We start from the raw sequence: 11,916 nt of genomic DNA, 5'->3' as shown, positions 1-11,916 counted from the left end.
AATCAGGGATTTTTACCCGCAGAGAATGCTGGCTAATCGACATAATGGCTGAAGCCATTGTGACTGACGGTGTAAAGTTATCTTTGGTCGTGCTAGTTTAATGTCAATTTTTCGTATGCGTGGGCAAAACGCCATTCAGAACATAGAGTTGGCGCCACGTTTTAAAGCGGTTTGCAGCTTGTAAACCCCTTATTTTCCAGCATTTTTTATAGAGGCACGGGATTACATGGAAATCGGTCTGCGCGAGTGGCTGATCGTCATCGGCATTATTGTCATTGCCGGTATTCTTTTTGATGGCTGGCGGCGCATGCGCGGCGGCAAGGGCAAGCTGAAATTTCGCCTGGACCGAAGCCTGTCCAACCTGCCGGACGAGGACGGCGGTGCCGAACTGTTGGGCCCGCCACGCGTGCTGGATACCCATAAAGAACCGCAACTCGACGAGCATGACTTGCCGTCGGTGAGCATGTCTGCCCGTGAGCCGCGTGAATCGGGCTCCAAGCGCGGCAAGCGGGGTGGCGAGCCATCCCAGGGCGACCTGAATTTGAATCTGGACCTGGATGGCGGCCCGAGCTTCAGCAGCCGTGATGATTTCCCGGACGAAACCAAATCGCCGAGCGCAGCAGCCAATAAAGAGCAGCCGCAGGCGGAAGAAGTGCTGGTCATCAGCGTGATCTGCCGTGACCCGGGCGGTTTCAAGGGCCCGGCCCTGTTGCAGAACATACTGGAAAGCGGTCTGCGCTTTGGCGAGATGGATATCTTCCATCGTCACGAAAGCATGGCCGGCAACGGTGAAGTGCTGTTCTCCATGGCCAATGCGGTCAAGCCTGGCGTGTTCGATCTGGACGATATCGATCTGTTCAGCACCCCGGCTGTCAGTTTCTTCCTCGGCTTGCCAGGCCCGCGCCATCCGAAACAGGCTTTCGACGTGATGGTCGCGGCTGCCCGCAAGCTGTCTCAGGAGCTCAACGGCGAACTGAAAGACGATCAGCGCAGCGTGCTGACGGCTCAGACCATCGAGCACTACCGTCAGCGGATCGTCGAGTTCGAGCGCCGCGCCCTGACCCAGAAGCGCTGATTCATCGGTTGTTCTCGCGCCGGACGCGGGACGACCAGCAAAATAGATTGAGCAGCCTCGGCTGCTCTTTTGCTTTATGAGAGAGCACCCATGACCGTCGTTGAAAAACGCATTCTAGAGCTGCGCGCTGAGCTGGATCAGCACAACTACCGTTACTACGTCCTCGACGAGCCGAGCATTCCGGACGCCGAATACGATCGGCTGTTTCATGAGCTCAAGGCGCTGGAAACGTCAAACCCCGAGCTGGTCACTGTCGACTCACCGACCCAGCGGGTTGGCGGTGCGGCGCTTGCGGCGTTCACTCAAGTGCGGCACGAAGTGCCGATGCTCAGTCTTGGCAACGCCTTCGAAGAAAGCGATATGCGTGAGTTCGATCGTCGGGTCACTGAAGGTCTGGATTTGCCGGCCGGTGATTTATTTGGCGGTGGCGCCGAGGTGGAGTACAGCTGCGAACCGAAGCTCGATGGCCTGGCGGTCAGCTTGCTGTATCAGGACGGCATGCTGGTGCGCGGCGCTACTCGCGGCGACGGCACCACCGGTGAAGACATCAGCGTCAATGTGCGCACCGTGCGCAATATACCGCTCAAGCTACAGGGCAGCGGCTGGCCGTCGACCCTGGAAGTGCGCGGCGAAGTGTATATGTCCAAGGCCGGATTCGATCGCCTTAACGTCGCGCAGCTGGAATCCGGCGGCAAAACCTTCGCCAACCCGCGCAACGCCGCGGCAGGCAGCTTGCGTCAGCTGGATTCGAAGATTACCGCCAGTCGTCCACTGGAGTTTTGCTGCTACGGTCTCGGCCAGGTTTCGGCCGAGGTTGCCGACACGCACATTGGCAATCTGCAACAACTCAAGCAGTGGGGCATGCCGGTCAGTCACGAACTGAAACTGGCCAAGGGCATTGGTGAATGCCTGGATTACTACCGTGACATTGGCGAGCGTCGCAACGCGCTGCCTTATGAAATCGATGGTGTGGTGTTCAAGGTCAACAGCCTCGCCTCACAGCGTGAACTGGGCTTCCGCGCGCGCGAGCCACGTTGGGCGATTGCCCACAAGTTTCCGGCGATGGAAGAACTCACCGAGCTGCTCGATGTGGAATTCCAGGTCGGCCGAACCGGTGCGGTCACTCCGGTTGCACGCTTGAAACCAGTGAAAGTGGCGGGTGTGACGGTGTCCAACGCGACATTGCACAACATGGATGAAGTCGCGCGTCTGGGCTTGATGATCGGCGATACGGTGATCATTCGCCGCGCCGGTGACGTGATCCCGCAAGTGGTGCAAGTGGTTACCGAGCGTCGCCCGGAAAACGCCCGTCCCGTGCAGATTCCCGAGTGCTGCCCGGTCTGTGGTTCGCATGTCGAGCGCACGCAGTTGGTCAAGCGCAGCAAGGGCCGCGAAACCGTCAGCGAAGGCGCCGTGTATCGCTGCGTCGGGCGTCTGGCCTGCGGGGCGCAGCTCAAGCAGGCGATCATCCATTTCGTTTCGCGCCGGGCCATGGACATTGAGGGCCTGGGCGAGAAAAGTGTCGAGCAGTTGGTGGATGAAGGCCTGGTCAGCTCGCCAGCAGATTTGTACGCCTTGAGTTTCGAACAGATCGTCGACCTTGAAGGGTTCGCCGAGCTGTCGAGCAAGAACCTGCTCAGCGCGATTGCCGACAGCAAGAAACCGGGGTTGGCGCGCTTCATCTATGCCCTGGGTATTCCGGATGTTGGCGAAGAGACGGCCAAGGTGCTGGCGCGCTCGCTCGCGTCGCTGGCGCGGGTTCAGCAGGCGTTGCCGCAAGTGCTGACGTACTTGCCGGATGTCGGGCTGGAAGTTGCCTACGAGATTCACAGCTTCTTCGAAGATGCGCACAACCGGAAGGTGATCGAGGAGCTGCTCAGGCATGGTCTGGATATTCAGGATCAGGGCGAGTTGGGTGCCGAATTCGCCGCCAGCACCACGCTGGGCGGGATGATCGACAAGCTCAACATTCCCTCGGTCGGACCGGGCGGGGCGCAGAAGCTGGCCGATAAGTTCGGTTCGCTGGAAGCGATCATCAGCGCCGACTGGCTGGACATGCGTCAAGCGCTGCCTGAGAAGCAGGCCAACGCCGTGAGGGAGTTCTTTGCCATCGAACAGAATCGTCAGCTGGCGCTGGATGCCGAGAAGCAATTGCGCGACTTCGGCATGCACTGGCAAAGCGAGAGGAAAGTCGTCGAAGGCTTGCCGTTGGCAGGCCAGACCTGGGTGCTCACCGGCTCCCTGGAGCTGATGAGCCGCGACGTCGCCAAGGACAAGCTTGAAAGCCTCGGCGCCAAGGTGGCGGGCTCGGTATCGGCCAAGACCTACTGCGTGGTAGCGGGGCCTGGTGCTGGCTCCAAATTGGTCAAGGCCAATGAGTTGGGGTTGAGGGTGCTGGACGAAGAAGCGTTTGTCGGGTTTCTGAAGGCGCACGGCATCAACGTTTAAGATCGCAGTCTGGGCAGCTCCGGAATCGGCATTTACCGGTAGGCGCTGCCGCAGGCCGCGATCTTTCAAGGGCCAACGCATGTCCTTGACCCGGTTCATATTTTTTAATCTGCGCGAACGGTTGTAACTTCGTCTCAGATAGGTACAATGGCGCGGCTCGCCGTCAGGTGAGCGTCGTTATGGTGACCCCATCGGTCCCCCCGCAACGATTACCCGTGAACCTGGTCAGATCCGGAAGGAAGCAGCCACAGCGGGAACATTGTGTGCCGGGGTGTGGCTGGTGGGGTCGCCACCTTAACGCCAAGCCTTCATTCGCAAGGCTTGTATCTCCTCAGAAAAATCCAGAATTTTTATCTCGTTGATCTTTCCTGATCGATGCCTTGCTTCGTCAAAAATAACCTCGCCGTCATTCCGAAAGCGCAAACACCCGCAACCGATGCCCGTCAGGATCGAGCGCCACGAAGGTGTAGCCGAAATCCAGTTCAATCGGCTTTTGGGCGATGCGCAGCCCTTGTGCGGTCCATGCGGCGTACAGCGTGTCAACCGCCTGTTTGTCGGCCACCGAGAATCCCAGCTCGCCGCCACCGCCCGCCGCTTCGGCCGCAGGTTCCACGGTGTGCCTGGACCATAGCCCAAGCTTTACGCCTGAATCGAGAATGAACAGCGCGAAGGTCGGTTGCAGTTCAACCGGTGGTTTGTCGAGCAGGCGGCTGTAGAAGTTGGCGCTGGTGGCGGGGCTGTCGACGTACAGCAGCAGGTAATGTTGGGCGTTCATGGCGACTCCGATGTCGTTGGCGTTGATGGCTCAAGCCTAAACGGTCGGTCTGTCAGTTTCTGTCAGTAGTCGATAGCAAAAGAGCAGGCAGGTGTATCAATCCAATGCACATGCCTGCTCTTTTTTGTTTTTGGCTCTAAGGCTTGGACAAGGCCTGGTCTACCGCCGCGATCAGCTTTCCCAGATCCTTCGGGGTGGCTTTGTGTATGACACCGAACAAATACGCTCGCTGTTCGTCTTCGTCGCCAAGATCGGCAAAAAACGCTTTGAGCTTCACTCCCAGCACATCGGCAAGCATGAACAGGGCTTCCACGCTGGGTGTATAGGTGCCGGTTTCGAAGCGGCTGATGGTTTTGGGGTCAAAACCGGTTTTTTCGCCGAGTTCAGCCTGAGTAAGCCCCGCCACCTTGCGATAGCGCCTTATGGCTGGACCCAAACTTGAAATTTGCATCGCTCAATTCCCATTTAGAATCAAGAACTTAACGATAGATTTTTGCATTAGGCAACTGCATGATCCATCACCTTGCTTTGCAAAATGTGATGTATTTCGTAGAATCCCCGTTTCGTACAGGCATTCGGTGACCTGGCTTCATAAGTCCAGGCAATGTGAGAAAGCCAGCATTGCGTTACCTCGTAGGGTGTGCAGAGACACCTCCGACGACGCGAAATGCCGTTTCAATATTACCAGAGTCGATGTTTTTGACGTGCCTGTACGAGGCCTCTGAGCCTAGTTGATCTTCGTCTGTTCGGTCGCCATCAAATGCTGTTCATGGAGTTTTAACGTGCATCTGAATTTGCCGGCCCGTTCAATTGCAAGGATGTTGCCCAGGCAGCATCACGCGCTGCGATCCTCTGCGCAGTGTCGGATCTTTCAAAACATCTCTTCCGGGCGTTGTGCGCTGGTCGAGCGGTACAACCGCTAGCCACAGTGAGCCGGACTCATGGATGAGAAGTACCGCAGGGCCGTAGATGCAGCCGCCATTTTCTCCGAGACCGACTTGGCGGGGCGCATTACTTACGTCAACGATTTGTTTTGCGCGGTGTCTGGCTACAGTCGCGAGGAGTTGTTGGGGGCCAACCATCGCATCCTCAATTCAGGTCTGCATCCTGACGATTTCTTCACAACGATGTGGCGCACGGTTGCCTTGGGCAAAGTCTGGAAGGGCGAAATCTGCAACCGTGCCAAGGACGGTAGTCTGTACTGGGTCGACAGCACCATGGTGCCGGTGCTGGACGAGTCGACCGGACGGGTTCATCGGTATCTGTCGATTTGCTTCGATATCAGTGAAAAGCGTCAGTTGCTGCACTCATTGCAATGGCGGGTCGGCCATGACGTCCTGACCGGCCTGCCCAATCGGGCGTATCTCTCCGATTTGCTCGAGCAGGCCCTGGATTATTCCCGCGTCGAGAACGTGCCGTTGGCGGTATGCATGCTTGACCTCGACGGCTTCAAGGCGGTCAATGACGGCTATGGTCACGCCAGCGGCGACTTGTTGCTGGTCGAAGTGGCCAAGCGTCTGCGCACCATCGTTCGCGGCGAGGACGTGGTGGCGCGGCTGGCCGGGGATGAGTTCGTGCTGATCTTGCGGTTTGTGCGCGATATGCCGGAATTGCGCGCGGCGCTGCATCGTGTGCTGGGGACGATCTCTGCGCCGTATTCGATTCTGGGCAAGGACATCAATGTGTTTGCCAGCATCGGCGTCACTCTGTTCCCGGATGACAGCGAAGATGCGGAAACCCTGCTGCGCCACGCCGATCAGGCAATGTACGTGGCCAAGCAGGGCGGACGTAACCGTTTTCACCTGTTTGATGTAGTGCGCGACCAAGAGGTCAAGGCGACTCACCAGACGGTTGCGCGGGTGCGTCAGGCCTTGCTCAACGATGAGCTGCGCCTGCATTTTCAGCCCAAGGTCAATATGCGCTGCGGTTCGGTGGTTGGTTTCGAGGCGTTGCTGCGCTGGGAGCACCCGCAGGATGGCCTGGTGCCGCCCAGGGAGTTTCTGCCGCTTGTCGAGGAGACGGACCTGATCGTCGATATTGGCGAGTGGGTGATGGAGCAGGTTCTCGCGCAGTTGTCGCGATGGCAAAAGAACGGTCAACGCTGGCCGGTCAGCGTCAACATCGCCGCCCGGCATTTTCAGCGGGCGGACTTTTTTGATCGGCTCAAGACCGTGCTCGAACGGCACGCCTGGGTTGCGCCCCAGCTGCTTGATCTGGAGATTGTCGAGTCGGTGGCGATCGAGAATATTCAGCACGTCAGCACCTGCCTGCAGGCCTGTCAGGCGCTGGGCGTGAGGTTTTCTCTGGGGGATTTTGGCACGGGTTATTCGTCGCTGAGCTATCTCAAGCGCCTGCACACGCAAACCATCAAGATCAATAAGTCATTTGTGCGCGACATACTGCATGATCGCGATGATCTGGCGTTGACCACCGCGGTGATCGGTCTTGCCCGGGCGTTTGGGCGAGAGGTGATCGCCGAGGGCCTGGAAAGCGTCGAGCATGGCGAGTTGCTGTTGCGCCTGGGCTGCGAGGTGGCGCAGGGTTATTTCATTGCGCGGCCGATGCCGGCCAGTGAAGTGCCGGGTTGGGTCGAGGCCTTCGTCGCTCCAACCCGGTGGCAGGCACTGGACCAGGCGGTCTGAGGCTGATTACGGCGGGTTGGCCTGGGCCGGCTCACTGAGCCAGGCTGAGCATCACGTTGTACCCAATGCCTTGGGTCGGCCGAAATTCCCCGGCAAAAAAACCGCCAGGAGCCAATTTAAACGCTCCCAAAGAGCAGCTTAGCCAGATTAGCCGAGCACACCGGATGCAATTTTGCCCCTGCTCCGCTAGCATTACCCGCTTCCGCTTCCCAGTTGCGACGGTTTTCGATGAGTTATCAGGTTCTTGCACGTAAATGGCGTCCGCGCTCGTTCCGCGAAATGGTCGGCCAGACCCATGTGCTCAAGGCTCTGATCAATGCCTTGGACAGCCAGCGGCTGCACCATGCCTATCTTTTTACCGGCACCCGGGGTGTGGGCAAGACCACCATCGCGCGGATCATTGCCAAATGTCTGAACTGTGAGACAGGTATCACGTCGACACCGTGTGGCGAGTGCTCGGTATGCCGTGAAATCGATGAAGGGCGCTTTGTCGACCTGATCGAGATCGACGCCGCGAGCCGGACCAAGGTCGAGGACACCCGTGAACTGCTCGATAACGTGCAGTACGCGCCGAGCCGTGGGCGCTTCAAGGTCTACCTGATCGACGAAGTGCACATGCTCTCCAGCCATTCCTTCAATGCGCTGTTGAAAACCCTCGAAGAGCCGCCGCCCTACGTCAAGTTCATCCTGGCGACTACCGACCCGCAGAAACTTCCTGCAACGATTCTGTCGCGGTGCCTGCAGTTCTCGCTGAAAAACATGACGCCGGAGCGTGTGGTCGAGCATTTGACCCATGTGCTGGGCGTCGAGAATGTGCCGTTCGAAGACGATGCACTGTGGCTGCTGGGTCGTGCTGCCGACGGTTCGATGCGCGATGCGATGAGCCTCACCGACCAGGCCATTGCCTTTGGTGAAGGCAAGGTCATGGCGGCCGATGTGCGGGCGATGCTCGGCACGCTCGATCACGGTCAGGTCTACGACGTCCTGCACGCGCTGCTCGATGGTGACGCCAAGGCGTTGCTCGAAGCGGTACGGCATTTGGCGGAGCAGGGCCCGGACTGGAACGGTGTGCTGTCGGAAATTCTTAACGTGCTGCACCGCGTCGCGATTGCCCAGGCCTTGCCTGAAGGCGTCGATAACGGTCATGGCGACCGCGACCGGGTGTTGGCGCTGGCTCAGGCCTTGCCGGCCGAAGATGTGCAGTTCTATTACCAGATGGGCTTGATTGGCCGCCGCGATTTGCCGCTGGCGCCGGACCCGCGCGGTGGTTTTGAAATGGTCTTGCTGCGAATGCTCGCGTTCCGGCCGGCAGACACCGCGGACGCACCGAGGCAGCCGCTAAAGCCAGTGGGGATCAGCCAGGCCACAGTTGATTCCGCACACTCAGTGGCTGGCGCACCGCGTGTTGCGCCGGCAGTCGCGCCTGCTCCCGTTGCCGTTGCACCTGTCGCGGCAGTGCCGGTTCAACCGGTTGCGGAGGTCGTTGCACCCGCTCCGGCGCCTGTTGCTCCGGTGGTCGTGCCTATGCCGGTGGTCGAGGTGGTGGCTGAGCCTGTGGCCATCGTCGAAGAAGTCGTCGATTTGCCCTGGAACGATCCGGTAGAGCCTGAAGTCGTGCAGCAACCGGCTGTCGAGCCGGTGCTGGAGACGACTGCCGAGCAGCCTGACCTGACGCCAATGCCGACGCCGACTCCGGACAGCGTTGTACTCGATGCGCCAGAGTGGGCGGCAGCGCCGATTCCCGAGCCGTCGGTGGCTGACGTCGACGTCGCCACGCCGGGCATGGACCTGGATGACGAGCCGCCGCTGGACGAGGACTACATCGAGCCGGACATGGATTCGGCCTATAGTTACCTCGATGAGCTGGCCAGTGAGCACGCCGCAGAGCCTGCTCCGGCCCCCGAACCTGAACCGGCCGCGATGCCGGCCACAGGGTTGGCATTGCAATGGCTGGAGCTGTTCCCGAAATTGCCGATTTCCGGCATGACCGGTAGCATCGCCGCCAACTGCACGTTGATTGCCGTCGATGGCGACCACTGGTTGCTGCACCTGGACCCGGCCCACAGCGCGCTGTTCAACGCGACTCAACAACGCCGGCTGAACGATGCGCTGAACCAGTATCACCAGCGCACCCTGACGGTGAGCATCGAGCTGATCAAGCCTGAGCAGGAAACCCCGGCCCAGGCGGCTTCGCGTCGACGTGCCGACCGCCAGCGCGAAGCTGAGGATTCGATCCACGGCGATCCGTTCATCCAGCAAATGATGCAAGAGTTCGGCGCGGTGATCCGTAACGATACTATTGAACCTGTCGAGGCTCTGGTCAGCCAGGGCTAATAACTGAAGGTGTTCGGCCCACTGGGCCGGGCGCTGTTTTGATCCAAGTACTTTTGAGGTGATTCCCATGATGAAAGGTGGCATGGCCGGCCTGATGAAGCAGGCGCAGCAGATGCAGGAAAAAATGGCCAAGATGCAGGAAGAGCTGGCCAATGCCGAAGTCACCGGTAAAGCCGGTGGCGATATGGTCACCGTGGTGATGACCGGTCGTCACGACGTCAAGCGCGTAACCATCGATCCAAGCCTGGTAGAAGGCCTGAGCGAGGACGACAAGGAGATGCTGGAGGCCGTATTCGCCGCCGCCGTCAACGACGCCGTTCGCAAGATCGAAGCCAACAGCCAGGACAAAATGTCCGGCATGACCGCAGGCATGCAACTGCCGCCGGGCATGAAGTTGCCATTCTGATTCGCGTAAACGCATCGGATGGACTACAAAAATGCCAGGCACTCAGCTTGGCATTTTTGTTTCTGCGACACACTGATGAGCATTTGACGCTGGCCAGAGGCGCGGGTATAAACCGCGTCTCGTTGATATGTCGGACGTTTTCCCCATGAGCTTCAGCCCTTTGATTCGCCAACTGATCGACGCCTTGCGCACCTTGCCCGGTGTCGGTCAGAAAACCGCCCAGCGCATGGCGTTGCAACTGCTCGAGCGTGATCGCAGCGGTGGCTCGCGGCTGGCGCTGGCCCTGAGTCAGGCCATGGAAGGGGTCGGCCATTGCCGACTGTGCCGAACCCTGACCGAAGACGATCTGTGCCCGCAATGCGCGGACACTCGCCGCGACGACACCTTGCTGTGCGTGGTCGAAGGGCCGATGGATGTCTATGCCGTGGAGCAGACCGGGTTTCGCGGTCGCTACTTCGTGCTCAAGGGGCATTTGTCGCCACTCGACGGTCTGGGGCCGGAAGCCATCGGTATTCCGCAATTGATGGCGCGGATCGAAGAGGCGGGTACGTTCACTGAAGTCATCCTCGCCACCAACCCGACGGTTGAAGGTGAAGCGACAGCGCACTACATCGCCCAGTTGCTGAACAATAAAGGCCTGATCGCCTCGCGCATCGCCCATGGTGTGCCGTTGGGTGGCGAGCTGGAGCTGGTAGATGGCGGCACCCTGGCCCATTCGTTCGCCGGGCGTAAGCCGATCGTGTTGTAAGGCATCTATCGTAAAAAGATCGCAGCCTTCGGCAGCTTCTACGGGCAGGAACGGCTTACTTATCGGTCAACGCAAACTGCGTCAGGCAGAACGTCGGGATACCCATGTCTTCCAGGTGCTGGGAGCCGCCCAGTTCCGGCAGGTCGATAATCGCCGCGGCTTCGAACACTCGCGCGCCCATGCGCCGAACCAGGTTGGCCGCAGCGATCAGCGTGCCGCCAGTGGCAATCAGGTCATCGAAGATCAGCACCGAGTCGCCTTCACAGAGGCTGTCGGCGTGGACTTCAAGGAAGGCTTCGCCGTACTCGGTTTGATACCCCTCGGACAGCACGTCAGCCGGCAGTTTGCCTTGCTTGCGGAACAGCACCAGCGGTTTGTTCAGTTGATAAGCGAGGATCGAGCCGATCAGGAAGCCGCGCGCATCCATGGCACCGATGTGCGTGAAGTCAGTCTCGACGTAGCGGTGCGCAAAACTGTCCATCACCAGGCGCAGGGCCTTTGGGGACTGGAACAGCGGGGTGATGTCACGAAAGATCACGCCCGGCTTTGGAAAATCGATCACGGGGCGGATCAGGGATTTGATGTCGAAGGAGTCGATGAACATCGTCGAAGTGTCCTGGCAGGCTACAAACGGCGAAGTATAACTGCGGCCGGGCAGGTTCGCTCAGCCGCAATCGCAACGTCAGCCTTCGACCGAGCCACCGGCCAGTGCACACAGCTGGATCGGGTCGAGGATGTGCACTTCCTTGCCTTCGGCGGCAATCAGCTCGTTCTGCTGGAAGCGCGTGAACACGCGGGACACTGTTTCCACTGCGAGGCCTAGATAGTTACCGATTTCGTTGCGCGACATGCTCAGGCGGAACTGGTTGGCGGAGAATCCGCGTGCGCGGAAACGCGCCGACAGGTTGACCAGGAACGTGGCGATGCGCTCGTCAGCGGTTTTCTTCGAGAGCAGCAGCATCATCTGCTGATCGTCACGAATCTCGCGGCTCATCACGCGCATCAATTGGCGGCGCAATTGCGGCAGTTGCAGGGCCAGTTCATCGAGGCGTTCGAAGGGGATTTCGCAGACCGAGGTGGTTTCCAGCGCCTGGGCAGAAACCGGGTGGCTCTCGGTGTCCATGCCCGACAAGCCGACCAGTTCGCTCGGCAGGTGGAAGCCAGTGATCTGCTCTTCGCCGCCATCGCTCAGGCTGAAGGTTTTCAACGCACCGGAGCGTACTGCAAAAACGGAATCGAACTGGTCACTCTGACGGAACAGAAACTCGCCTTTTTTCAGCGGGCGACCACGTTTGACGATATCGTCCAGCGCATCCATGTCTTCCAGATTCAGCGAAAGTGGCAGGCAGAGGGGGGCCAGGCTGCAATCCTTGCAATGTGCCTGGCTGTGAGCGCGCAGTTTAACTGGCTCGGACATTTCTTAGATCCTTGTGGGAAAACACACATAAGACGTAAGGGTAACCCACGCAATGACGTCGAAGCCAGCCT

The 11,916-nt window shown here is 59.3% G+C and carries 10 protein-coding genes and 1 other RNA gene; 7 read left to right on the top strand and 4 right to left on the bottom strand.

Going from position 1 to position 11,916, the window contains the following annotated elements:
- Window positions 1–226 precede the first annotated feature (226 nt).
- The 3 genes from zipA to ffs all read left to right on the top strand — a co-directional run bounded on the left by zipA (window position 227) and on the right by ffs (window position 3,809).
- A complete protein-coding gene (gene zipA / locus FPT12_RS07250) occupies window positions 227–1,075 on the top strand; it encodes a cell division protein ZipA (protein ID WP_145015300.1) in 849 nt (282 codons plus the stop codon).
- A gap of 90 nt (window positions 1,076–1,165) precedes the next feature.
- Window positions 1,166–3,523 (top strand): NAD-dependent DNA ligase LigA, encoded by a 2,358-nt coding sequence (ligA, locus tag FPT12_RS07245; RefSeq protein WP_145015298.1) that lies wholly within the window; start codon window positions 1,166–1,168, stop codon window positions 3,521–3,523.
- A gap of 189 nt (window positions 3,524–3,712) precedes the next feature.
- An RNA gene (gene ffs / locus FPT12_RS07240) (signal recognition particle sRNA small type) lies at window positions 3,713–3,809 on the top strand.
- A gap of 120 nt (window positions 3,810–3,929) precedes the next feature.
- Here the strand turns inward: ffs and FPT12_RS07235 are convergent.
- A complete protein-coding gene (locus FPT12_RS07235; RefSeq protein WP_145015296.1) occupies window positions 3,930–4,298 on the bottom strand; it encodes a VOC family protein in 369 nt (122 codons plus the stop codon).
- Window positions 4,299–4,434: 136 nt separating this feature from the next.
- The gene (locus FPT12_RS07230) at window positions 4,435–4,749 is read right to left on the bottom strand and encodes a helix-turn-helix domain-containing protein (protein ID WP_054593225.1); all 315 of its coding nucleotides are present in this window, start codon (window positions 4,747–4,749) and stop codon (window positions 4,435–4,437) included.
- A gap of 490 nt (window positions 4,750–5,239) precedes the next feature.
- Between FPT12_RS07230 and FPT12_RS07225 the strand changes: the two genes are divergently transcribed.
- The 4 genes from FPT12_RS07225 (at window position 5,240) to recR (ending at window position 10,428) form a co-directional block, all read left to right on the top strand.
- A complete protein-coding gene (locus tag FPT12_RS07225; RefSeq protein WP_145015295.1) occupies window positions 5,240–6,940 on the top strand; it encodes a bifunctional diguanylate cyclase/phosphodiesterase in 1,701 nt (566 codons plus the stop codon).
- Between the two features lie 228 nt (window positions 6,941–7,168).
- Window positions 7,169–9,274 carry a DNA polymerase III subunit gamma/tau gene (gene dnaX / locus FPT12_RS07220; RefSeq protein WP_145015293.1) on the top strand — a complete coding sequence of 702 codons (2,106 nt, stop codon included), beginning with the start codon at window positions 7,169–7,171 and terminating at the stop codon, window positions 9,272–9,274.
- A gap of 67 nt (window positions 9,275–9,341) precedes the next feature.
- The gene (locus tag FPT12_RS07215) at window positions 9,342–9,680 is read left to right on the top strand and encodes a YbaB/EbfC family nucleoid-associated protein (RefSeq protein ID WP_008028561.1); all 339 of its coding nucleotides are present in this window, start codon (window positions 9,342–9,344) and stop codon (window positions 9,678–9,680) included.
- Window positions 9,681–9,825: 145 nt separating this feature from the next.
- The gene (gene recR / locus FPT12_RS07210; RefSeq protein ID WP_145015291.1) at window positions 9,826–10,428 is read left to right on the top strand and encodes a recombination mediator RecR; all 603 of its coding nucleotides are present in this window, start codon (window positions 9,826–9,828) and stop codon (window positions 10,426–10,428) included.
- Between the two features lie 55 nt (window positions 10,429–10,483).
- Here the strand turns inward: recR and FPT12_RS07205 are convergent, their stop codons facing one another.
- Together FPT12_RS07205 and fnr are read right to left on the bottom strand one after the other, a co-directional pair.
- Window positions 10,484–11,032 carry an adenine phosphoribosyltransferase gene (locus FPT12_RS07205; protein ID WP_145015289.1) on the bottom strand — a complete coding sequence of 183 codons (549 nt, stop codon included), beginning with the start codon at window positions 11,030–11,032 and terminating at the stop codon, window positions 10,484–10,486.
- Window positions 11,033–11,110: 78 nt separating this feature from the next.
- Window positions 11,111–11,845, bottom strand: a complete 735-nt coding sequence (gene fnr / locus FPT12_RS07200) for a fumarate/nitrate reduction transcriptional regulator Fnr (protein WP_054593218.1) — start codon at window positions 11,843–11,845, stop codon at window positions 11,111–11,113.
- Window positions 11,846–11,916 lie beyond the last annotated feature (71 nt).

This window comes from Pseudomonas sp. H3(2019) (assembly GCF_007713465.1).
In the GTDB taxonomy this organism is placed as follows: domain Bacteria; phylum Pseudomonadota; class Gammaproteobacteria; order Pseudomonadales; family Pseudomonadaceae; genus Aquipseudomonas.
This window is presented reverse-complemented; position numbering and strand designations above follow the sequence as displayed.

Bases quoted from the DNA above. Each gene is read 5' to 3' on its own strand.
- zipA (WP_145015300.1), top strand. From the start codon at position 227: ATGGAAATCGGTCTGCGCGAGTGGCTGATCGTCATCGGCATTATTGTC.
- ligA (WP_145015298.1), top strand. From the start codon at position 1,166: ATGACCGTCGTTGAAAAACGCATTCTAGAGCTGCGCGCTGAGCTGGAT.
- FPT12_RS07235 (WP_145015296.1), bottom strand. From the start codon at position 4,298: ATGAACGCCCAACATTACCTGCTGCTGTACGTCGACAGCCCCGCCACC.
- FPT12_RS07230 (WP_054593225.1), bottom strand. From the start codon at position 4,749: ATGCAAATTTCAAGTTTGGGTCCAGCCATAAGGCGCTATCGCAAGGTG.
- FPT12_RS07225 (WP_145015295.1), top strand. From the start codon at position 5,240: ATGGATGAGAAGTACCGCAGGGCCGTAGATGCAGCCGCCATTTTCTCC.
- dnaX (WP_145015293.1), top strand. From the start codon at position 7,169: ATGAGTTATCAGGTTCTTGCACGTAAATGGCGTCCGCGCTCGTTCCGC.
- FPT12_RS07215 (WP_008028561.1), top strand. From the start codon at position 9,342: ATGATGAAAGGTGGCATGGCCGGCCTGATGAAGCAGGCGCAGCAGATG.
- recR (WP_145015291.1), top strand. From the start codon at position 9,826: ATGAGCTTCAGCCCTTTGATTCGCCAACTGATCGACGCCTTGCGCACC.
- FPT12_RS07205 (WP_145015289.1), bottom strand. From the start codon at position 11,032: ATGTTCATCGACTCCTTCGACATCAAATCCCTGATCCGCCCCGTGATC.
- fnr (WP_054593218.1), bottom strand. From the start codon at position 11,845: ATGTCCGAGCCAGTTAAACTGCGCGCTCACAGCCAGGCACATTGCAAG.